This is a genomic window from Geodermatophilus sp. URMC 61 (genome assembly GCF_052931555.1).
Window position 1 is genome coordinate 3,106,811 of record NZ_JBRFHZ010000002.1, and the last position, 21,780, is coordinate 3,128,590.

Annotated in this window: 17 protein-coding genes; 4 read left to right on the plus strand and 13 right to left on the minus strand. The window is 75.3% G+C overall.

Translation table 11 applies throughout. The features are described from left to right. Positions 1-147 precede the first annotated feature (147 nt). Entirely contained in the window at positions 148-2,724 is a 2,577-nt protein-coding gene (locus ACU610_RS14445) for a putative bifunctional diguanylate cyclase/phosphodiesterase (RefSeq protein ID WP_446768400.1), read from the minus strand. Positions 2,725-2,978: 254 nt separating this feature from the next. After that, positions 2,979-4,682: a dihydroxy-acid dehydratase gene (gene ilvD, locus ACU610_RS14450; protein WP_446768401.1), complete on the minus strand. Its 1,704-nt coding sequence runs from the start codon at positions 4,680-4,682 to the stop codon at positions 2,979-2,981. An 87-nt stretch (positions 4,683-4,769) separates the two neighbouring features. On the opposite strand from ilvD, the gene ACU610_RS14455 reads away from it, so the two are divergent. Together ACU610_RS14455 and ACU610_RS14460 are read left to right on the plus strand one after the other, a co-directional pair. Continuing rightward, complete coding sequence (locus tag ACU610_RS14455) at positions 4,770-5,591, plus strand: helix-turn-helix transcriptional regulator (RefSeq protein ID WP_446768402.1); 822 nt, start codon at positions 4,770-4,772, stop codon at positions 5,589-5,591. 24 nt (positions 5,592-5,615) lie between these two features. Beyond that, positions 5,616-5,981, plus strand: coding sequence for a PH domain-containing protein (locus ACU610_RS14460; RefSeq protein ID WP_446768403.1), 366 nt, complete (start codon positions 5,616-5,618; stop codon positions 5,979-5,981). Here the strand turns inward: ACU610_RS14460 and ACU610_RS14465 are convergent. Continuing rightward, entirely contained in the window at positions 5,975-6,937 is a 963-nt protein-coding gene (locus ACU610_RS14465; RefSeq protein ID WP_446768404.1) for a 2-hydroxyacid dehydrogenase, read from the minus strand. The two genes, ACU610_RS14460 and ACU610_RS14465, sit on opposite strands and share 7 nt — an antisense overlap. Before the next feature lie 148 nt (positions 6,938-7,085). Here ACU610_RS14465 and ACU610_RS14470 point away from each other — a divergent pair, with 148 nt between their 5' ends. Continuing rightward, a complete protein-coding gene (locus ACU610_RS14470) occupies positions 7,086-8,246 on the plus strand; it encodes a PQQ-dependent sugar dehydrogenase (protein WP_446768405.1) in 1,161 nt (386 codons plus the stop codon). Between the two features lie 154 nt (positions 8,247-8,400). Here ACU610_RS14470 and gatB read toward each other — a convergent pair whose 3' ends face one another. The 4 genes from gatB to gatC all read right to left on the minus strand — a co-directional run bounded on the left by gatB (position 8,401) and on the right by gatC (position 12,119). Continuing rightward, positions 8,401-9,915 carry an Asp-tRNA(Asn)/Glu-tRNA(Gln) amidotransferase subunit GatB gene (gatB, locus tag ACU610_RS14475; RefSeq protein WP_446768406.1) on the minus strand — a complete coding sequence of 505 codons (1,515 nt, stop codon included), beginning with the start codon at positions 9,913-9,915 and terminating at the stop codon, positions 8,401-8,403. Beyond that, on the minus strand, positions 9,912-10,091 hold the full coding sequence (locus tag ACU610_RS14480; protein ID WP_446768407.1) for a hypothetical protein: 180 nt from the start codon (positions 10,089-10,091) through the stop codon (positions 9,912-9,914). Before ACU610_RS14480 ends, gatB begins: the two co-directional genes overlap by 4 nt. A 73-nt stretch (positions 10,092-10,164) precedes the next feature. Next, the gene (gene gatA, locus ACU610_RS14485; protein ID WP_446768408.1) at positions 10,165-11,691 is read right to left on the minus strand and encodes an Asp-tRNA(Asn)/Glu-tRNA(Gln) amidotransferase subunit GatA; all 1,527 of its coding nucleotides are present in this window, start codon (positions 11,689-11,691) and stop codon (positions 10,165-10,167) included. A gap of 86 nt (positions 11,692-11,777) precedes the next feature. Beyond that, the gene (gene gatC, locus ACU610_RS14490) at positions 11,778-12,119 is read right to left on the minus strand and encodes an Asp-tRNA(Asn)/Glu-tRNA(Gln) amidotransferase subunit GatC (RefSeq protein ID WP_446768409.1); all 342 of its coding nucleotides are present in this window, start codon (positions 12,117-12,119) and stop codon (positions 11,778-11,780) included. A 206-nt stretch (positions 12,120-12,325) separates the two neighbouring features. Between gatC and ACU610_RS14495 the strand changes: the two genes are divergently transcribed. Next, positions 12,326-13,006: an ACT domain-containing protein gene (locus tag ACU610_RS14495; protein ID WP_446768410.1), complete on the plus strand. Its 681-nt coding sequence runs from the start codon at positions 12,326-12,328 to the stop codon at positions 13,004-13,006. Positions 13,007-13,250: 244 nt separating this feature from the next. On the opposite strand, the gene ligA is transcribed toward ACU610_RS14495, so the two are convergent. The 6 genes from ligA to ACU610_RS14525 all read right to left on the minus strand — a co-directional run bounded on the left by ligA (position 13,251) and on the right by ACU610_RS14525 (position 21,758). Beyond that, positions 13,251-15,428, minus strand: coding sequence for an NAD-dependent DNA ligase LigA (gene ligA, locus ACU610_RS14500; RefSeq protein ID WP_446768411.1), 2,178 nt, complete (start codon positions 15,426-15,428; stop codon positions 13,251-13,253). Positions 15,429-15,485: 57 nt separating this feature from the next. Beyond that, the gene (locus ACU610_RS14505; RefSeq protein ID WP_446768412.1) at positions 15,486-16,529 is read right to left on the minus strand and encodes a methionine synthase; all 1,044 of its coding nucleotides are present in this window, start codon (positions 16,527-16,529) and stop codon (positions 15,486-15,488) included. A 185-nt stretch (positions 16,530-16,714) separates the two neighbouring features. Beyond that, positions 16,715-17,788, minus strand: a complete 1,074-nt coding sequence (gene mnmA, locus ACU610_RS14510; RefSeq protein WP_446770725.1) for a tRNA 2-thiouridine(34) synthase MnmA — start codon at positions 17,786-17,788, stop codon at positions 16,715-16,717. A 236-nt stretch (positions 17,789-18,024) separates the two neighbouring features. After that, positions 18,025-19,230, minus strand: coding sequence for a cysteine desulfurase family protein (locus tag ACU610_RS14515; protein WP_446768413.1), 1,206 nt, complete (start codon positions 19,228-19,230; stop codon positions 18,025-18,027). Next, the gene (locus tag ACU610_RS14520) at positions 19,227-20,621 is read right to left on the minus strand and encodes an MFS transporter (protein WP_446768414.1); all 1,395 of its coding nucleotides are present in this window, start codon (positions 20,619-20,621) and stop codon (positions 19,227-19,229) included. The genes ACU610_RS14515 and ACU610_RS14520 overlap by 4 nt, the downstream gene beginning before the upstream one ends. A gap of 159 nt (positions 20,622-20,780) precedes the next feature. After that, positions 20,781-21,758, minus strand: coding sequence for an electron transfer flavoprotein subunit alpha/FixB family protein (locus ACU610_RS14525; RefSeq protein WP_446768415.1), 978 nt, complete (start codon positions 21,756-21,758; stop codon positions 20,781-20,783). Between the last annotated feature and the right edge of the window lie 22 nt (positions 21,759-21,780).

Genomic DNA, 21,780 nt, shown 5'->3' on the forward strand with positions numbered 1-21,780 from the left:
GCCTGCGAGGGACAGACGGCCCCGTCCGGAGGCTCGTCGCGAGCCTGCGAGGCGGCCCCTCGCAGGGGCCCGCCGCGAGCTTGTGAGCGGTGGGGGGCGAGGGGTCCTTCGAGGGGTCCTTCGAGGGGTCCTCGTAGGGGTACTCCATCACCGGGTCCCCACGAGGCCCGGCCAGAGCTGGCCGGCGCCCTCGTCGAGCACGCCGACGAGGTCGAGCAGGCGCATCGGTCGGGCCAGCAGGAAGCCCTGCGCGAAGCCGCAGCCCGCGGCCCGCAGCGCGCCCAGCTGGGCCGGCGTCTCCACGCCCTCGGCGACGACGTCCAGACCCAGCGCCCCGGCGATCGCGACGACCGACTCGCACAGCGCACGGGCCTTCGGGTCGCGGTCGACGCGCAGCACGAACGCGTGGTCGAGCTTGAGCACGTCGATCGGCAGCCGGGTGAGGTGCGCCAGGGACGAGCGGCCGGTGCCGAAGTCGTCGAGTGCCACGTGCACCCCCATGAGGCGCAGCGCCTCGATGTCGACGGCCACGTGCTCGCCCTCGGACATCAGCGTCGCCTCGGTGATCTCCAGGATGAGCCGCTCGGGGGCCAGCCCGGTCGACTGCAGCACGGCGGCGACGTCGCGGACCAGGGTGCGTGCGGCGACGTGCGAGGCGGAGATGTTCACCCCCAGCCGCAGCGGCGCGGTGCCGTGCGGGAGGGTCAGCACGGCCTCGGCGGCCGTCTCCAGCGCCCAGCGCTGCAGCTCGCCGATCACGCCGGCGCGCTCGGCGATCGGCACGAACTCCGTCGGGGGCACCTCACCGAGCTGCGGGTGCTGCCAGCGCAGCAGCGCCTCGACACCGGTCACCCGCTGCTCGTCGAGCGAGACCACCGGCTGGAAGAGCACCGAGAGCTCGCCGCGGTCCCAGGCGCCGGGCAGGTCCTCGCGCAGCCGGGCGCGGCGCTCGGCGGCGCTGCCCAGCGCCGGCCGGTACCGCAGCGCGGTCCCCGTGCCGGCCGCGGCCGCCGCCCGGACGGCGAGCTCGGCGCGGGTCATGAGGTCGGGGACGGACTCGGCGGCGCCCAGGTCGACCACGCCGATGCTGGCAGTGAGGTCGAAGAGCCCGGCGGTGGTGTCCAGCGGCTGCTCGATCACCGACAGGCAGCGGTCGGCCAGCAGGTCGGCGGCGTGCGGCGCGCCCTCGGCCAGGACGGCGAAGGCGCCACCGCCCACGCGGGTGACCGCGTCGGAGCCGCGCACGGTGCCCCGCAGCCGCCGGCCGACCTCGACCAGCACCGCGGTGACGACGTCGTGGCCGGCGTCCTCGCGCACCGCGTCGAGGCCGTCGAGCTCGATCAGCAGCAGGCTGCGGCAGGTCGCCCCGGCCTCGGCCAGGGCCTGCTCGAGCCGCTGCTCGCAGCCGGCCCGGTTCGCCAGCCCGGTGACGGGGTCGGTGAACGCCACCTGCTCGAGCGCCCGCTCCCGCTCGACCCGCTCGGTGGTGTCGCGGCAGTGCAGGACGACGGCACCCACGACGGTGTCCGAGCGCAGGTCGGAGAAGCTGGCCTCCAGGTGCCGCCACGTGCCGTCGGCGTGCCGCAGCCGCAGCTGCAGCCCCGGGAGGGTGCCGTCTCCGGCCGCCGGCTGCAGGAGGGTCCGGGCGACGGGCAGCGCGTCCTCGGGGTGCACCAGCTCGAGCAGGTCGGCGCCCTCCGGCACCGCGGCGGGGCTGCCGAGCGCCGTCCCCAGGGTCGGCGAGGACCAGGTGACCCGCAGGTCGCCGTCGAGGATGAGGACGGCGTCGCTGCTGGCGGCGACCAGGGAGCGGAAGTACGCCTCGCTGCGCCGCAGCCGGGCGGCGAGGCGCTGCTCGTCGCGGGCGGTCAGCCAGCGGTGCAGCACGGCGAGGACGGCGCACAGCGAGCCCCCGACGGCGATCACCGGGCTGATCCGGTGACCGGTCAGCGCCACCGCGGCCGCTCCGAAGCAGGCGACCGTCATGGCCAGGTGCGGGAGCAACTGGCGCAGGTGCGCGGACCGGCCGGTGTGCGGCTGCGGGGAGGACTCCGGGCACGGGCCAGGATCGACCAGCACGGCGGCACCGAGCAGCACCAGCCCACCGGCGACGAGGAACCGTCCGACGTCGCCGACGGCGTGCTCCTCCGTCAGCATCGCAGAGGTGCCCAGCGCCCGTCCGGGGGCGAGCAGCGCCGCCGCGGCCAGCAGCACCAGCGCCATGGGCTGGCGGCGGCTCTCGATGACACCGAGGAGCAGGACGGCGGCGGCCACCGTGGCCGAGGTGACGACGACGGCCGCGGCGAGGACGGCGCGCCCGTTCGGGTCGACGTCCAGCCAGCCGAGGTCGGGGCCGAGAACCAGCACCTGCACGACCAGTACGCAGGCGATGAGGAAGAGGGTGAGCTCGACGGCCGGGCGGGCTCCGCCGCGCAGCCGCGAGGGGGCGACGAGGGTGAGGATGCCGAGAACGGCGAGCGCGTAGCCCGGCACGGTGGGCAGCCAGCGCAGGGCCACCTGCTCCAGCGGGGAGCTCGGTGCCGTGACCGTGACCGCGACCGCGCCGACCACCGGCATCAGCGGGGCCAGGGCCAGCAACCGCCAGCCCCGCCACCCGGACTGCTTCGACCGCCCCGCGGTCCAGAGCACGGCCGCGGTCGCGATGCCGAGCACGGCGAGGGCGAGGTCGCCGACGTACCCCGGGCCCGGCGTGCTCGCGGACACCGCGCACACGGTGCCCACGGGCACGGCGCTCCCGAGGAGCCACCACCTCAGCTTGTCCACACCTGCTCAGTCGGCAGGTGGCCGCAGCGACGACAGGCCAGGAGGCCTGGTCCTCACCCGTTGGGGGGACCGCCCCGCGCTCGGCCCCTCGCAGGGTCCCGCCGCAAGTGAGCGGGCGGGCGGGGCGAGGGGCGGCCCCCTTCCAGGGTCCCGCCCTGAGCTCGCGAGGGGTGGGGTGGAAGGGGGTCCTTCGATCAGCCGCAGACCGCGCCCTGGGCCGCCGAGCTCACCAGCTTGGCGTACTTGCCGAGGACGCCGGTGGTGTAGCGCGGGGCCAGCGGCGTCCACCCGGCCCGGCGGCGGGCCAGCTCGTCCTCGTCGACCAGCAGGTCGAGGGTGCGGGTGGTGAGGTCCAGCCGGATGCGGTCGCCGTCCTGCACGAACGCGATCGGGCCGCCCTCGGTGGCCTCGGGCGCGACGTGGCCGACGCACAGGCCCGTCGTCCCGCCGGAGAACCGGCCGTCGGTGAGCAGCAGGACGTCCTTGCCCAGACCCGCGCCCTTGATGGCGCCGGTGACGGCGAGCATCTCGCGCATGCCCGGTCCGCCCTTCGGGCCCTCGTAACGGATCACCACGACGTCGCCGGTCTTGAGCGTGCCGTCGGTGACGGCGTCCATCGCGCCCTGCTCGCCGTCGAAGACGCGTGCGGTCCCCTCGAAGACGTCGGCGTCGAAGCCGGCTGACTTCACCACCGCGCCGTCCGGGGAGAGGGAGCCGCGCAGGATGGTCAGGCCGCCGGTCTTGTGGATCGGGTTGTTCATCGCGTGGACGATGGTGCCGTCCAGGTCGGGCGGCGCGATCTCGGCGAGGTTCTCGGCCATCGTCTTCCCGGTCACGGTGAGCACGTCACCGTGCAGGAGGCCGGCGTCCAGCAACGCGCGCAGCACCACCGGGACGCCACCGACGCGGTCGATGTCGGTCATGACGAACCGGCCGAAGGGCTTGACGTCGGCCAGGTGCGGCGTGCGGTCGCCGATCCGGTTGAAGTCCTCGAGGGTCAGGTCGACCTGGGCCTCGTGCGCGATCGCCAGCAGGTGCAGGACGGCGTTGGTGGAGCCGCCGAGCGCCATGACGACGGTGATCGCGTTCTCGAACGCCTTCCGGGTCATGATCTGGCGGGCGGTGATGCCGTGGCGCAGCAGGTTGACCACGGCCTCACCCGAGGCGATCGCGACGGCGTCGCGGCGGCTGTCCGGCGCCGGCGGCGCGGCACTGCCGGGCAGCGCCATCCCCAGCGCCTCGGCGACGCTGGCCATCGTGTTGGCGGTGTACATGCCGCCACAGGAGCCCTCACCGGGGCAGGCCGCCTTCTCGATGGCGTCCAGCTCCTCACGGCTGATGAGCCCGCGGGCGCAGGCGCCGACGCCCTCGAAGACGTCGATGATCGTCAGGTTGTCCCGATCGCCGAGCCGTCCGGGCAGGATCGAGCCGGAGTAGACGAAGACGCTGGCCAGGTCGAGCCGGGCGGCGGCCATGAGCATGCCGGGCAGGGACTTGTCGCAGCCGGCGAGCAGGACGGTGCCGTCGAGGCGCTCGGCGAACACCACCGTCTCGACCGAGTCGGCGATGACCTCGCGGGAGACCAGCGAGGCGCGCATGCCCTCGTGGCCCATCGAGATGCCGTCGGAGACGGAGATCGTGCCGAACTCCAGCGGGTAGCCGCCGGCGGCGAACACGCCCTCCTTGGCCCGCTTCGCCAGCCGGTCCAGCGAGAGGTTGCACGGGGTGATCTCGTTCCACGACGAGGCGACGCCGATCTGCGGCTTCTCCCAGTCGTCGTCGCCCATCCCGACCGCGCGCAGCATCGCGCGGGCCGGCGCCCGGGTGATGCCGTCGGTCACCTCGCGGCTGCGGGGCTTCACGTCGGCGGTGGTGCGGGGTTCCTCCACGGTCGTCACGTCGTGGAAGCGTAGGCCGATCCGGCCGCCCGGCCGAGAGAGCATCGATACTGGTACCGCCACCACCACCGAGTCGGGGGAGCCACCGTGTCCGCCACCGCCCGACGCGAGCTGGCCGAGTTCCTCCGCTCCCGCCGCCGCCAGGTCGACCCCCGGGTCGCCGGGGTGCCCGCCGGTGGTGCGCGGCGCACACCGGGGCTGCGTCGCGAGGAGGTCGCGCTGCTCTCCGGCGTGAGCCACACCTGGTACACGTGGCTCGAGCAGGGCCGCGACATCCGGCCGTCCCGGCAGGTGGTCGACGCGCTGGCCCGCACGCTGCGGATGTCACCGGCCGAGCACGAGTACGTGCTGCGGCTCACCGGGCACGGCAGCACCGCTCCCGACGGCGCGGCCGAGGGCATGCCGAGCCACGTGCAGCGCCTGCTCGACGCGCTGGGCCCCTCCCCCGCCTACGCAATCACCGCCGACTGGACCATCACCGGCTGGAACCGCGCCTACGAGCGGCTCTACCCGGGGGTGGCCGCCGTGCCCCCCGCGGAGCGGAATTTGCTGTGGCTGGTGTTCACCGACCCGGCCGTGCGCGACCTGCTGGGCGACTGGGCCACCGACAGCCGGCGCTTCCTCACCCAGTTCCGCGCCGAGGTGGGCCCGCGGCTGGCCGACCCGGAGGTGGTCGACCTGGTGGCCCGGCTGGAAGCGGCCAGCCCGCACTTCCGCGCCGGCTGGGCCAGCCACGACGTCGACCGGTTCAGCTCCTCGGAGCGGCGCTTCGAGCACCCCCGCGTCGGGACGTTGCTGCTCGAGCACCACCAGCTCACGCCCGCCGACGCCCCCGGCCTGCAGCTCGTCGTCTACACCGCTGCCGAGGGCACGGACGCGGCCGACCGGCTGGCGCGGCTGTCGGCCTGAGCCGGTCTGGGAGGATGTGCGGACGTGGCGACAGCGCGTCTGCGGATGAACCGGGTGGCGCTGCTGCCGGTGCTCTTCCTGGTGGTCTGCGTCCTGCCCCTGGCACTGGCCGCCTCCTGGACCCTGGTGTTCCTGCTGGTCCCCGTCCTGGCCGCGGCGTACGTGCTGCGGGTCGGGGTGGACGTCGGCGACGGCGGCGTCACGGTGCGCTCGCTGGCCGGCTCGCGCTCCGTGCCGTGGGGGGACGTGGCCGGCATCCGCGTCGCCGAGCGCGGCGACCTGTGGCTGGTCACCGCCCGCGGCACCGAGCTGCGGCTGCCGGTCCTGCGCGCCCGCGACCTGCCACGCCTGGCCGCCGCCTCGGGAGGCCGCATCCCGGCTCCTCAGTAGGCGTCGACCACGTTGGCCAGGGGCTCGCCGGCCAGCACCCGGCGCAGCTGCGCGGTGAGGGTGGCTGCGGCGCGCTCCTCGGTCTGCGGGACCTCGCCGGCCACGTGCGGGGTGAGCAGCAGCCCCGGCGCCGACCAGAGCGGGTGACCCGCGGGCAGCGGCTCGGGATCGGTGACGTCGAGGGCGGCGCGGAGCCGGCCCGAGGTCAGCTCGGCGAGCAGCGCGCTGGTGTCGACGACGCCCCCGCGGGCCGCGTTCACCAGCAGCGCGCCGTCCGGCATGGCGGCGAGGAAGGCGGCGTCCACCAACCCGGCCGTCTCGGGCGTGAGCGGCACCACCACGATGACCACGTCGGCCCTCGGCAGCAGCCGCGACAGCTCGTCGGTGCCGTGCACCCCCTGCCGCGCCGTCCGGGCCACGAAGGTCAGCTCGACGTCGAAGCCGGCGAGCATCCGGCCGATCGCCTGTCCGATGTCGCCGGCGCCGAGGACCAGCACCCGGGCACCGACCAGGGACCGGTGGGTGCTGAACGACCAGCGGCGGGCGTCCTGCTCGCGGACGAAGAACGGGATCCCGCGTTGTGCCGCCAGCGTCGCGGTGACCGCCCACTCCGCCGTCGAGGGCGTGTGCGCCCCGCGGGCGTTGCACAGCACCACGCCCGCGGGCAGCCGGCCGACGAACCGCTCCGCCCCCGCGCTCATCAGCTGGACCAGGCGCAGGCGGGGCAGTGCCTCGAGGAAGCCCTTCTCGGGCAGCCTCGCGCCGTTGACCCGCGGCACCCAGACCTGCGCCCGGGTGGCCTCGCCGGTGGGCGGACCGGCGTCGGGGTCGACCGGGTGCGCACGGACCCGCGGGGACAGGGCCTCCGCCACCTCGGCCATCGCCCGGGTGGGGACGAGGACGTGCAGCGTCTGGTCGGGGCCGACGACGGCGGAGCCGCGGATCTCGGGGGGCACGGCTCCCGACCCTAGGAGGACCCCTCTGCCCCCACCGTCCGCCGGCTCACGGCGGGCCCCGGCAGAGGGGCCGCCCGTCCTCCCCGACCTCCGCAGGCCCGGGGCGGGACCCGGGACGGGTCCACCCGGCGCACGTAGTGTTCGAGGGGTGAGCCGGCAGCGCGCGCGAGGAGGACGGTGCCTGGCTGCCGCCCTGCTGGCCGTCGTCCTGGCCGGGTGCGGCAGCGACGGCTACGAGCCCGCCGGCCCCTTCCGCCCGCAGCCGGAGGGTCCGCCGCCGCAGGTGGGCCCGCCCACGGAGTCGCCGCAGGCGCCCGCTCCGGGCGATCCGGCCGACCCCGAGTCCGAGGAGGAGGCCGGCGATCCGAACGTGGTCGCCTCCGGCCTGACCGTGCCCACCGGGCTGGTGGTGCTGCCCGACGGCAGCGCGGTCGTCGGGGAGCGCGAGACCGGGCGGCTGCTGCAGGTCTTCCCCGACCGCTCCCCCGCGCGCGAGCTGATGACCGTCGGTGGCATCGACACCACCGGGGACGGCGGGCTGCTGGGCCTGGCCATCTCGCCGACCTTCACCGAGGACGGGCTCTTCTACGCCTACGTCTCGACGGCCACCGACAACCGGGTGGTCCGCTTCCCGATGGGCGGCACCCCGAACCCCGTCCTCACCGGCATCCCGCGCGGGGAGTCGCACAACGGCGGCGGGCTGGTCTTCGCCCCCGACGGCACGCTCTTCGTCGGCACCGGCGACACCGGCACCCCGGCGCTGGCCCAGGACCCCGCCTCGCTGGCCGGCAAGGTGCTGCACGTCGACGTCTTCGGCCGCCCGGTGGGTGCCGGACCCGTGCACAGCACCGGCCACTCCGACGTGACCGCCCTGTGCCTGGGCGGCGAGCAGACGCTCTACGCCACCGACGACTCCGCCCAGGGGCCCGACGAGCTCGACGCCGTCCGCGAGGGCAGCGACGCCGGCTGGCCCACGGCGGGCCCGGACAGCACCGACCCGGTCGTGGAGTTCGACCCCGCGGAGGGTGGGCTCGCCGGCTGCGCGGTCGCCGGGCGCACCGTCTTCCTCGGGGCACTGGACGGCCGGCGCATCCACACGGTGCAGCTCGACAGCAGCGGCGAGATCACCGACGAGCCCTCAGAGTTCCTCACCGAGCGGTACGGCCGGCTGCGCACCGTCGTCCTCGACGGCGAGGGCGCGCTGTGGATCACGACGTCCAACAAGGACGGCGTCGGCACCCCGACCCCCGACGACGACCGGGTGCTGCGCGTCTTCCCGCCGGGCGGAGCCGAGGACAGCCCCTTGTAGTCCCTGTCGTGCCCGAGTGGCCCCGGAGGGGTCCGCGATGGGTGCGACCGTGGGGCTCAGCGCGGCCCTCCCGGGTCCCGCCCCGAGCCTGCGAGGCGTGGGGGAAGGGGTCCGGGCACCTGGCCGCGGTGCGGTCCGGTAGGACCGCAGTCTCTCACTTCCCGACCACACGCTCCTCGAGCATTCGCCTCACGGTGGCGGCGTCGGCCTTGCCACGCGTGGCCTTCATGACCGCGCCGACCAGGGCACCGAGGGCCTGCACCTTGCCGCCCCGGACCTTGGCGACGACGTCGGGTGCCCCGGCGATCGCGGCCTCCACGGCGGCGACCAGCTCATCGGACTCCCCCAGCACCGCCAGGCCGCGGGCCTCGACCACCTGCGCCGGGTCGCCCTCGCCGGCGAGCACGCCGTCGAGCGTCTGGCGGGCCAGCTGGTCGTTGATCGTGCCCTCCGCGACCAGGCGGGTGAGCTCGGCGACCTGACGCGGGGTGATGGCGAGCTCGGAGAGCTCGACCCCGGCGTCGTTGGCCCGGCGGGCCAGCTCGCCCAGCCACCACTTGCGGGCATCGGCCGGCGTCGCGCCGGCGGCGACGGTGGCGTCGACCAGGCCGAGGGCGCCGGCGTTGACCAGCCAGGCCATCTCGGTGGCCGACAGGCCCCACTCCTCCTGCAGCCGGGTGCGGCGGGCGGCGGGCAGCTCCGGCAGCTCGGCGGCCAGCTTCTCGACCCACTCGGCGTCCGGGGCGATCGGCACCAGGTCGGGCTCGGGGAAGTACCGGTAGTCGGTCGCCTCCTCCTTGCTGCGGCCGGGCGAGGTGCTGCCGGTGTCCTCGTGGAAGTGGCGGGTCTCCTGCAGCACCCGACCACCGGCGTCCAGCACGGCGGCCTGGCGGCGCATCTCGTACCGGACCGCCCGCTCGACGCTGCGCAGCGAGTTGACGTTCTTGGTCTCGGTGCGGGTGCCCCACTCCAGGCTGCCCACCGGCGCCAGGGAGGTGTTCACGTCGCAGCGCAGGCTGCCCTGCTCCATCCGGACGTCGGAGGCACCGAGGGTCTGGATGATGTCGCGCAGCTCGGTGACGTAGGCGCGGGCGACCTCGGGGGCCTTGGCGCCGGCGCCCGGGATGGGCCGGGTGACGATCTCGACCAGCGGGATGCCGGCCCGGTTGAAGTCGACCAGCGAGTACGAGGCGCCGTGGATGCGCCCGGTGGCCCCGCCGACGTGCAGGTTCTTGCCGGTGTCCTCCTCGAGGTGCACCCGCTCGATCTCCACGCGGTAGGTCTCGCCGTCCACCTCGACGTCGAGGTGCCCGGCGGTGCACAGCGGCTCGTCGTACTGGCTGGTCTGGAAGCCCTTGGGGATGTCCGGGTAGAAGTAGTTCTTCCGGGCGAAGCGGCACCACGAGGCGATCCGGCAGCCCAGCGCCAGCCCGATGCGGATGGTCGCCTCGATGGCGGCGGCGTTGGCCACCGGCAGCGAGCCGGGCAGGCCCAGACAGACCGGGCAGGTCTGGGTGTTGGGCTCGGCGCCGAAGGTGGTGGCGCAACCGCAGAACATCTTCGACGCGGTGCCCAGCTCGACGTGGGTCTCCAGGCCGATGACGGGCTCGTAGCGGGTGAGCAGCTCGTCGAAGTCGACGAGGCGCTCGCCGGCCTGCGTGGTGGTCATGAGTGGTCGTCCTCCTTGCGGACGGAGCGGCCGGTCAGCACGGCGCCGACGGCGGTCAGCACGCCCAGGACCAGGAAGAAGGCGAAGAAGACCTCGCCGGTGGTGATCCAGCCGATCAGGCCCACCAGGATCACGAACGCGGTGAGACCCCAGGCGGCCTTGAGTGCACCGTTCACGCTTCCTCCTCGCCGGCGCTCGTCGCCCGCGCGACCGTGGTCGCCGTGCTCGTGCGTGAGCTCGCGGGCTCGCTCACAGGGCAGCCTCCGTCCGGCTCGTGAGCTGGTCGAGGAACCGGGAGCCGCGGGCGGCGTCCAGCGCCGCCTCGACCGCGGCGGCGACCCGGTAGCAGCGGTCGTCGGCCAGGGCCGGGGCCATGACCTGGAAGCCGACCGGTAGCCCCTCGGACAGCCCGCAGGGCACCGAGATCGCCGGCAGGCCGGCGAGGCTGGCCGGCAGGGTGCACAGGTCGGCGGCGTACATCGCCAGCGGGTCGTCGACGCGCGCGCCGATCGGCCAGGCGACCGTCGGGCTGGTCGGGCTGACCAGCACGTCGACGTCGTCGAACGCGGTGGTGAAGTCGCGGGTGATCAGCGTGCGGACCTTCTGGGCCTGCCCGTAGTAGGCGTCGTAGTAGCCGGCCGACAGGGCGTAGGTGCCCAGCACGATCCGCCGCTTCACCTCGGGGCCGAAGCCCTGGTCGCGGGTCAGCGACATGACCTCCTCGAGGGAGTGGCTGCCGTCGTCCCCCACCCGCAGGCCAAAGCGCATGCCGTCGAAGCGGGCCAGGTTGGACGACGCCTCGCTGGGCGCGATGAGGTAGTAGGCCGGCAGCGCCAGGTCGAAGGCCGGGCAGGAGACCTCGCGGACGTCGGCGCCCATGCCCGCCAGCAGCTCGACCGTCTCCCGCACGCGGTCGAGGACACCGGCGTCGTAGCCGTCGGTGTGCCCGTCGCCCCCGAGCTCGCGGACGACGCCGACGCGCAGGCCGGCCAGCTCGCCGCGCGCACCCTCCTGCGCGGCCCCGACCAGCACGGGGACGGGGGCGTCGATGCTGGTCGAGTCGCGTGGGTCGTGCCCGCCGATCACCTCGTGCAGGACGGCGGCGTCGAGGACCGTGCGCGCCATCGGGCCGGCCTGGTCGAGGCTCGAGGAGAACGCGATCAGGCCGTACCGGGAGACCCCGCCGTAGGTCGGCTTGTGCCCGACCAGCCCGGTCATCGCAGCCGGCTGGCGGATCGAGCCGCCGGTGTCGGTGCCCAGCGCCCACGGGGCCAGCCCACCGGCGACCGCGGTCGACGACCCACCCGAGGAGCCACCGGGGATCCGGTCGGGGTCCCACGGGTTGCGGGTCGGGCGGAAGGCGGAGTTCTCGGTGGAGGAGCCCATGGCGAACTCGTCCATGTTGGTCTTGCCGAGCAGCACCGTGCCGGCCGCCTTGAGCCGGGCGGCGACGGTCGCGTCGTACGGCGGGTGCCAGCCCTCGAGGATCCGCGAGCCGCTGGTCGTCGGCACGCCCTCGGTGACGAAGACGTCCTTGAGCGCCACCGGCAGCCCGGCCAGCGGGCCGAGCTCCTCGCCGGCGGCGCGCGCGGCGTCGACCTCGCCGGCGCGGGCCAGCGCGGCCTCGGCGTCGACGTGCAGGTAGGCGCCGAGGACGTCGTCCTGCGCGGCGATCCGGTCGAGGTAGGCCTGCGTCAGCTCCACCGAGCTGGTCTCGCCGGCCGCCAGCCGGCGGCCGAGCTCGGCGGCGTCCAGGGTCGTCAGGTCGGTGTCCACCGGGGTGCTCCCCCGCCCTCCTCGCTGGCGCTCGTCGGCCGCGTCCACGGTGCTGCCCTGCCCCCTCGCTGAGCTCGCGAGCTCGCTCACTCCTCCTCCCCCAGGATCTGCGGCACGCGGAAGCGGTCGTCCTCGGCCGCCGGGGCCTGGGCGAGGACGACGTCCCGCGGCAGGCACGGCGTGACGACGTCCTCGCGGGTGACGTTGGTCAGCGGCACCGCGTGGGTCATGGGAGGGACGTCGGCGACGTCGGCCTTGCCGACCTCGGCGACCGCATCGAGGACCGCGGACAGCTGCCCGGCGAAGTGGTCGAGCTCCTCGTCGGTGAGGGCGAGCCGGGCCAACCGGGCCAGGTGCGCGACATCGTCACGCCCGAGTCCGGCGGGCGCCTGCGACTCGGCCGTCTCCTGCTGAGAGGGGGTGCTCATGCTGGGGCGGGACTCTCCTCGGTCGGCGCTCGTCAGGCGCTCGTCACCACGTTCGGAACCCCGCCACTGTACGTGCCCGGCCCTCCGCGCCGGTCGGCCGGAGGCGGTCCGCGGGAGGTCGCTCGACCCGCGGGTGGTCGATGGGGGAAGCTGTCGCCGCCCGCGATCGACGGAGATCGGCCCGACCCCCCGAACACGGAGGAACCGTGTCCTATCTCCTGCGGCTCGTCGTGCCCGACCGCCCCGGCATCCTCGGCGCCGTGGCCACGGCGCTGGGCGAGGCGGGCATCGACATCGTCTCCGTGGACGTGCTCGAGCGCGGCGGGAACGTCGCGGTCGACGACGTGGTCGTGGACCTGCCCCCCGGCCGGCTGCCCGACAGCCTGATCACCGCCGCGCACTCGGTGCCGGGCGTGCAGGTCGAGTCGCTGCGCCCCTTCGCCGGGCCCCTCGACACCCACCGCGAGCTGGAGCTGCTGGAGGCCCTGTCCCGGGCGGCCACGCCTGGCCCACCCACCCTCGCGATCAAGTTGCTGGCCGCCGAGCTGCCGCGGGTGTTCCACAGCGGCTGGGCCGTCGTCCTCTCGGGGGACGGCGACGGTCCGTGCGAGGTGCTCGCCGCCTCCGACGCCGCGCCGACCTTCGACGGGCTGACCGTGCCCTGGCTGCCGCTCTCCAACGCGCGCCTGCTGCCCAGCGAGGACGACTGGCTGCCGGAGCGCTGGCGCGAGATGGCAATCGAGATGATGGCCACCCCCTTCGGGAGCCCGCGGACGGCGGTGGTCATCGGCCGTTCCGGCGGGCCGGCGTTCCGCCGCTCCGAGCTGCTGCGGCTGGTCCACCTCGCCGGGATCGCGGCCAGCGTCGCCCACCTGCCCCCGGCCTGAGGGCCTGGGACGACTCCTCGCCGTCGCTGTTCTCCGGCGCCCTGGACGGGGCCGGCCTCGCCGACCGGCTGCGGACCGCCCTCGCCGGCGCCGGGCGGCGCGACCCGGCCGTCACCGTGGAGTCGGTGCCCGCCACCTCCGTCGGTGCCCGCACCGGCAAGGCCAAACGCTTCCCGCCCCTGGAGCCGGGACGGACCGGGTGAGCCGTCCGCGCGTCGGGCCCCGCCGGCCCGGCGCGCGCGGCTCACTCCCCCGGCGGCTCGCTGCCGTCACCGACGGTCGCGACGGCGCGGGCCGCGTCGGGCCCGTCCTCCAGCAGCACGCGGAAGCCGTCGTCGTCCAGGATCGGCGCCTTGACCTGCACCGCCTTGTCGTACTTGCTGCCCGGGTCGGCCCCGACGACGACGAACCCGGTCTTCTTGCTCACCGAGCCGGTGACCTTGCCGCCGCGCTCCTGGATCGCGGCGATCGCCTGGTCGCGGCTGAAGTCGCGCAGCGAGCCGGTCACGACGACGGTCACCCCGGTCAGCGGCCCCGGTCCGGCGCCGTCCCCCTCGTCGGCCATCCGCACCCCGGCGGCCCGCCACTTCTCGACCACCTCGCGGTGCCAGTCGACGGTGAACCAGTCCTTGACCGAGCGGGCGATCGTGGGCCCCACGCCGTCTGCGGCGGCCAGTTCCTCCTCGGAGGCCTCGGCGATCCGGTCCAACGAGCGGAAGTCGCGGGCCAGCGCCTGCGCCGCCGTCGGGCCGACGTGCCGGATGGAGAGCGCGACCAGCACCCGCCACAGCGGCACGTCCTTGCGGGTCTGCAGGTTGGCCAGCAGCTTGCGACCGTTCGCCGAGAGCGTGCCGTCCTTCTTGGTGAAGAACGCGGTGCGCTCCAGTTTCTCCTCGTCGAGGGAGAAGATGTCCCCCTCGTCCTGCAGCAGGTGGCTCTCCAGCAGCGCGATGGCCGCCTCGTAGCCGAGCACCTCGATGTCGAAGGCGCCGCGGCCGGCCACGTGGAAGACCCGCTCCCGCAGCTGCGCGGGACAGGACCGGGCGTTCGGGCAGCGGATGTCGGCGTCGCCCTCCTTCTCCGGCCGCAGCTCCGTGCCGCACTCCGGGCAGTGCGTCGGCATCTCGAACTCGCGCTCGTCGCCGGTGCGCGCGGCGACGACGGGGCCGAGCACCTCGGGGATCACGTCGCCGGCCTTGCGGATGACGACGGTGTCGCCGATCAGCACGCCCTTGCGCTTGACCTCGCTGGCGTTGTGCAGCGTGGCCAGCTGCACCGTGGACCCCGCGACCTTCACCGGCTCCATGTACGCGAACGGCGTCACCCGCCCGGTGCGCCCCACGTTGACCCGGATGTCGAGCAGCTTGGTGGTGGCCTCCTCCGGCGGGTACTTGAAGGCGATCGCCCATCGCGGCGCCCGCGAGGTCGAGCCCAGCCGCCGCTGCAGCGCCACCTGGTCGACCTTGACCACCACGCCGTCGATCTCGTGCTCCACCGAGTGCCGCTGCTCGCGGTAGTGCTCGATGTAGGCCCACACGCCCTCGAGGTCGTCGACCACCTCGAACCGGTCGCTCACCGGCAGGCCCAGGTCGCGCAGCCGCGTGTAGGCCTCCGACTGCCGCTCGGGCGAGAACCCCTCGCGGGCGCCGAGGCCGTGCACCACCAGGCGCAGCGGCCGGGAGGCGGTGATCCGCGGGTCCTTCTGGCGCAGCGAACCCGCGGCCGCGTTGCGCGGGTTGGCGAACGGCGCCTTGCCCTGCTCGACCATGGACGCGTTGACGTCGGCGAAGGCGGCGACCGGGAAGTAGATCTCGCCCCGCACCTCGAGCAGCGGCGGGACCGAGCCGTCACGCGGGTCGCCGGTGAGCTGCTGCGGCACGTCGTCCATCGTGCGCACGTTGGCGGTGACGTCCTCACCCGTGACGCCGTCCCCCCGGGTGGCCGCGCGCACCAGCCGGCCGCGCTCGTAGACCAGGTCGACCGCGACGCCGTCGACCTTCAGCTCGCACAGGTAGGCCGCCGCGGAGCCGACCTCCCGCTCGACCCGCGCGGCCCAGGCGGACAGCTCGTCGCCGGAGAACGCGTTGTCCAGGCTCTGCATCCGCTCCCGGTGCCGCACCGGGGCGAACGTGGCGGTGAAGCCGCCGTTGACCTTCTGGCTCGGCGAGTCCGGCGTGACCAGGGCCGGGTGGGCGGCCTCGATCGCCTTGAGCTCCCCCATCAGCTCGTCGTACTGGCCGTCGCTGACCAGCGGCGCGTCCTGCACGTAGTAGGCGAACGCGTAGCGGTCGAGCTCCTCGGAGAGGTCGCGGTGCCGGGTCCGCGCCGCGTCGGGGACCTCGGTGACGTCCTCCTGCTCGGGAGCGGCCGCCACCCGTGGGGCGTCCGCCGGCGACTGGTCCAGGTCGGCGTCGGTGGTCACGCCGGAACGGTATCCGGCGGGTACGACGGCGAACCCGCGGTCACCCGGCCGTGTACGTCACTCCGGCTGCAGGTACCGCGCCGCCTCGCGCACGTGGCTCATGGCCCGACGCGCGTAGCCGGGCGTCGCGCCGGCCAGGCCGCACGACGGGGTGAGCGTGACCGCCTCGTGCAGTCCCTCGGCGGAGAAGCCGAGCTCGCGCCACCACGCCTGCAGCCGGGACGCCGTCGCCCTCGGCGCGGGCAGCGGGGCGTCGGTGCCCGGGACGACGCCCGGGAACAGGTGCGCGCCCGCCTCGACGGCGGTGCCCAGCGCGTCCAGGTCCTGCACGCGCCCGAGGTCGAAGGAGAGGGCGTCCGCCCCCGCGGCCCGGAACAGCCCCAGCGGCGCCCGGTCGGCGCAGCAGTGCACCACCACCGGGCCGGGCAGCGCGCCGACGACGGCGGCGAGCTCCTGCTCCACCACCGGAGCCTCGACGGCGGACAGTTTCCCCCACCCGCTCGCCGTGGGCAGCGCGCCGGCGAGGACGGCGGGCAGCGACGGCTCGTCCAGCTGCACGACCACCTGCGCACCGGGCACCCGCGCGGAGACTGCGGCGACGTGCGCGGCGAGGCCCTCGGTGAGCGACTGGGCGAGGTCCCGGCGTGCACCGGGGTCGACGACGGCGCGGTCGCCGCGGGTGCGCTCGAGACCGGCGGCCAGCGTCCACGGGCCGGCGGCCTGCACCTTGAACGGTCCGGCGTAGCCCTCGGCGACGTCGTACAGGGCGTCGAGGTCGCGGGCCAGCAGCTCCTCGGCGCGGCGCTGGTCGATCCCCGGCCGCGGCACCAGCCGCCAGCCGGCGGGCGTCAGCTCGACGGCGAGGTCCACGAGCAGCGCGGCGCTGCGCCCGACGAGGTCCGCGCCGGGGCCGCGTCCGGGCAGCTCCGGCAGGTGCGCGAACTCGGGCAGCTCGCCGGTGACCACGAAGAGCGCCTCGACCGGATCCGTCCCGGGCAGTGAGCCGACCCCGGTGGCCGGGCCCCACGACGGGCGCGCGGGCACCGGCTCCTCCTCGGCGGACGGGTCGACCGGTGGGACGGGGTCGATCGGTGGAGTCACGGCGGCGACGGTAGTCCGGAGGCTCTCGGGCGCGGCCCCCTGCAGGGTCCCGTCGGCCCCGCCCCTGGGTCGGCCCCGTCCAGGGGCTCGCCGCGGCCCCGTCCCGGGTCCCCTGAGCCTGGTGACGTCGCGGAGCGGCCACCGTTCACGGTGCCACGCCGGGCGCGGGGAAGGGTGCTCCGCTCTCAGGCGGTGCCGAGGACCGTGCCCTGGCCGAGCACCAGGTCGCCCCGCTCGGCATCGGGGGCGTAGAGGACCGCCGACTGCCCGGGCGCCACGCCACGCTGTCCGGACCCGAGCAGCAGCCGCAGGCCGCCGTCGTCCCCCGCGGTCACCTCGCACGGCACCGGGGTGCCGTGCGCCCGCAGCTGCACCTCGGCGGAGAACGGCAGGGCTGGCGCGGTGCCCGTCCAGGTCGGCGGGGCGGTGCGGACCTCGTCGACCCCGGCGAGATCCGCGGTGCCGATGGTGACCGTGCGGGTCACCGGCTCGATGCCGAGCACGTAGCGCGGCCGGGAGTCGCCGACGGCGACGCCGAGCCCGCGCCGCTGGCCGACGGTGAAGCCGTAGGCCCCCGCGTGCTCCCCCACCGTCGCGCCCGTGGCGGCGTCCACGACCGGGCCCGGCTGCGTGCCGAGCCGCCGGGCGAGGAAGCCGCGGGTGTCGCCGTCCGGGATGAAGCAGATGTCGTGCGAGTCGGCCTTGGTGGCCACCGCGAACCCGCGCGCGGCCGCGATCTCGCGCACCCGCTGCTTGGTCATCGAACCCAGCGGGAAGACCGCGCCGGCCAGCTGCTCGGCCGTGAGGACGGCGAGCACGTAGGACTGGTCCTTGGCCGCGTCGACCGACCGGCGCAGCTCCCCGCCGGCCAGCCGCGCGTGGTGACCGGTGACGACCGCGTCGAAGCCCAGCGCCCGGGCCCGGTCCAGCACCGCGGAGAACTTGATCCGCTCGTTGCAGCGCAGGCACGGGTTCGGCGTGCGGCCGGCCGCGTACTCGGCGACGAAGTCCTCGACGACGTCCTCGGTGAAGCGCTCGGCGAGGTCCCAGACGTAGAACGGGATGCCGAGCTCGTCGGCCACCCGACGGGCGTCGTGCGCGTCCTCCACGCTGCAGCACCCGCGGGCGCCGCTGCGCAGGGTCTGCCGGTCCGGCGAGAGCGCCAGGTGGACGCCGGTGACGTCGTGTCCGACGTCGACGGCCAGCGCAGCGGCGACCGCCGAGTCCACGCCCCCGCTCATCGCGGCGAGCACACGCATGGTCACGAGCGGTCCCGTTCGGCTCCGCGGTCGCTGCGCTCCTTGCTCAACAGCACCGGTCGCCTCCGCGGTCGCTCCGCTCCTCGCTCAACAACACCGGTCGCCTCCGCGGTCGCTCCGCTCCTCGCTCGCAGAGCTCGCTACGATGCTCACTCCCTGCCGGCTCCGGAACCTCGCCGCGATGCCCACTCCCTGCCGGCTCCGGAACCTCGCCGCGGTGCCCACTCGCTGCCGCCTCACCGCCGCCCCATCCCCGCCCGCCGAGCGCGCTCGACGACCGGCCCGATCACGTCGAGGACGGCGTCGACGTCGGCGTCGGTCGAGGTGTGCCCGAGGCTGAACCGCAGCGAGCTGCGTGCGCGGTCGGGGTCGGCACCGGTGGCCAGCAGCACGTGGCTGGGCCGGGCGACGCCGGCGCTGCAGGCCGAGCCCGTGGAGCACTCCACGCCGCGGGCGTCGAGCAGCATCAGCAGCGCGTCGCCCTCGGCGCCGGGGAAGGACAGGTGCGCGTTGCCGGGCAGCCGACCCGGTCCGCCGGCGACGACGTCGTCCAGCGGGGCGCCGTTGAGCTGGGCGTCGGGCACCTGGGCCGCCACGCCGGCGACCAGCCGGTCGCGGAGCACGGACAGCCGCGCGGCCCGCTCCTCCCGCTCGGCGACCGCGAGGGTCGTGGCCACCTGCAGCCCGACGATCGCGGCCACGTCGAGGGTGCCGGAGCGCACGTCGCGTTCCTGGCCGCCGCCGTGCAGCAGCGGGGTGCACTCGGCCTCGCGGCGCAGCAGCAGGACGCCGGCGCCCATGGGCCCCCCGAGCTTGTGGCCGGTCATGGTCAGCGCGTCGACGCCGCTGGCGGCGAAGTCGACCGGCACCTGCCCGACCGCCTGGACGGCGTCGGTGTGCAGCGGGACGCCGGCGTCGTGCGCGACCTCGGCGAGCGCGGCCAGGTCGCTGACCGTGCCGATCTCGTTGTTGGCCCACATGACGCTGACCAGGGCGACGTCCGCACCGGTGCCCAGCGCCGCGCGCAGTGCCTCCGGGGTGATCCGGCCGGTCGGCTCGACCGGCAGCCACGTGACGTCGGCGCCGTCCTGTTTGGCCAGCCACTCGACGCTGTCGAGCACCGCGTGGTGCTCGGCGGGGCTGACCACGATGCGCCGGCAGCGGGAGTCGGCGTCACGCCGGGCCCAGAACAGGCCCTTGACGGCGAGGTTGTCGCTCTCGGTGCCCCCGCCGGTGAACAGCACCTCCGACGGACGCGCACCCAGTGCCTCGGCCAGCCGCTCGCGCGACTGCTCGGCCACCCGGCGCGCGGCCCGGCCGCTGGCGTGCAGCGAGGAGGCGTTGCCCACGCGGCTCAGCTGCTCGGTCATCGCGGCCAGCACGGCGGGCAGCACCGGCGTGGTCGCCGCGTGGTCCAGGTAGACCGCCTCGGAGCTGCTCATGACGCCGCCAGGGTAGTCCCGGCGCCGGGGACCGCCTCCCGCGGCGGAGCAGCCGCCCGTCCGGCCAGCCGTGCGCCCAGCAGCGCGAGGGCGGTGCAGACGGCGATCGCCGCCGTCACCGCCGTCGGCAGACCGAGCAACCCCTCCGTGGCCGCCGCGACGAGGACGCCGGCCAGCCCGATGCACAGGGCCGACATGGTGACGTCGGCGATCTGCAGCGCGGCCGAGTCCGCCCCCCTGCGGTGCTCCGGGGACTGCTCGAGCAGCAGCACGCCCACGCTGGGCATGCCGAAGCCCATGCCCAGGCCCGCGAGCGCCCAGGTCAGGTAGGCCGGCCGGCCGCCCAGCGCGGGGACCGCGGCCAGCACGGTCGCGGCCAGACCCGCGGCGAGCAGCACGAAACCGAGGCGCAGCAGCCGCTCCCGCGGCACGTCGGGGAAGCGGCCCTGCAGCTGCGAGGCCAGCGCCCAGCCGACCGCGCCGGCGGTCAGCGGGAGGCCGGCGGCGGTCGGGCTGTAGCCGTGCACGCTCGTCAGCAGCAGCGGGATGAGGGCGTCCATGCCGAAGAAGGCGCCGGCCAGGAGCCCACGGGAGGCGACCACCGCCGGCAGCCCTCGCGCCAGGCGGGCGGTCCCGCGCGGCAGCAGCGGGCGCAGGCCGGCGACCAGGGCGACCGCGCCGACGACGGCCACGGGCAACGCCAGCAGGTCCAGGCGCTGGCCGGCGTACTGCAGCGCGGCGATGCCGAGGCCGGCGAGCACCGCCCACCACTGCCGTCCCGTCGCCGGGGGTGGCGGGGAGTCCGGCGCGGTCAGCGACCGGCCGGCCGAGAGCACGAGAAAGGCACCGAGGACGATCAGCGGCAGCAGGCCGAGGAAGACCAGCCGCCAGCTGGCGTGCGTGGTGACGAGCCCGGCCACGACCGGCCCCACCAGGGCCGGGAGCACCCAGGCCGCGGAGATGGCGCCGAACAGGCGGGGCCGCAGCGAGGGCGCGTAGGCCTGCCCCGCGATGACGTACAGCAGGACCACCATGACGCCGGCGCCGAGCCCCTGCAGCGCCCGCCCGGCGACGAAGGCCGCCATGCTGCCGGCCAGCCCAGCGACCAGCAGCCCCGCCGCGAAGGCCGCGACGCCCCAGGGCAGGGCGACGCGGGGGCCGCGGCGGTCACCGACGTCCCCGCCGACGACCATGCCCACGACCGAGGCCACGAGGAAGGCGCTGAACGGCCAGCCGTACCAGGCCAGCCCGTCGAGCTCGGCGACCGCGGTCGGCATCGCCGTCCCGACGGCCATGGCCTCGAACGCGATGAAGGTGACGAGCATGAGCAGGCCCGCCGTCGTCCGCCGGTGCGCCTGGTCGAGGATCCCCGGCACCGTGCTCCCGTCCACCTCTGCGCCAACCCGGTCGGCACCCCGACACTTCCCGCCGGACGGACGTCGAGCGCCGGCCCCGACGGGACCGGCGCTCGACGCGGCGACGCACTGGAACGGCCCCGTCCCGGGTCCCACCCTGAGCGTGCGAAGGGTGGGGAGGACGGGGTCCTTCTGCTACTTGCGGGCGTTGATGGCCTCGGTGGCCTGCGGGACGACGGTGTTCAGGTCACCCACGACGCCGAAGTCGGCCAGCTCGAAGATCGGCGCCTCGGGGTCCTTGTTGACCGCGACGATCGTCTTGCTGGTCTGCATGCCGGCCCGGTGCTGGATGGCGCCGGAGATCCCGACCGCGATGTAGAGCTGCGGGGACACGGTCTTGCCGGTCTGCCCCACCTGGAAGGTGTGCGGGTAGTAGCCGGAGTCGACCGCGGCGCGCGAGGCGCCGACCGCCGCGCCGAGGGAGTCCGCGAGCGCCTCGATGATGGAGAAGTTCTCCGCCGAGGCGACGCCGCGACCGCCGGAGACGACGATCGAGGCCTCGGTCAGCTCCGGGCGGGCGGACTTCTGCTCCACGACCCGGTCGACGACGCGGGTGGCCCGGGCGGCGTCGGAGAGAGCCACCGTCACCTGCTCCTCCTCGGCCGCGCCGGGGGCCGGCTCGGGGGTGACCGAGTTGCCGCGCACGGTGTAGATCGGGGTGCCGACGGTGACCTTGGAGTGCACGATCGTCGCCCCGGCGAAGGCCACCTGGGTCGCGGTGCCATCAGGGGCGATCTCGGTGACGTCGGTGAGGAAGCCCGAGCCGGTCTTGATGGCCAGCCGGCCGGCGACCTCCTTGCCCTCGGGGGAGGACGGGATGACGACCGCGGCGGGCTGCTTGTCGGCCACGAGCCCTGCCAGCACCTCGGCCTTGGGGGCGACCAGGAACTGGTCGACCTCCTCGGACTCGGCGACGTAGACCTTCTGCGCGCCGTACTCGGCCAGCTGCGCCTTGGCGGCGGCGGCCGACCCCGGGGCGCCGACGACGACCGCGGAGGGCTCGCCGAGCGCGCGGGCGGCGGTCAGCGCCTCCAGCGTGGTCTTGCGGACGCCCTCACCGGTCGGGTTGAGCTCGACGAGGACCAGCACCTCGGACCCGTTGACCTCTGCCATGACTGTGTCTCCTCCTGCGCTT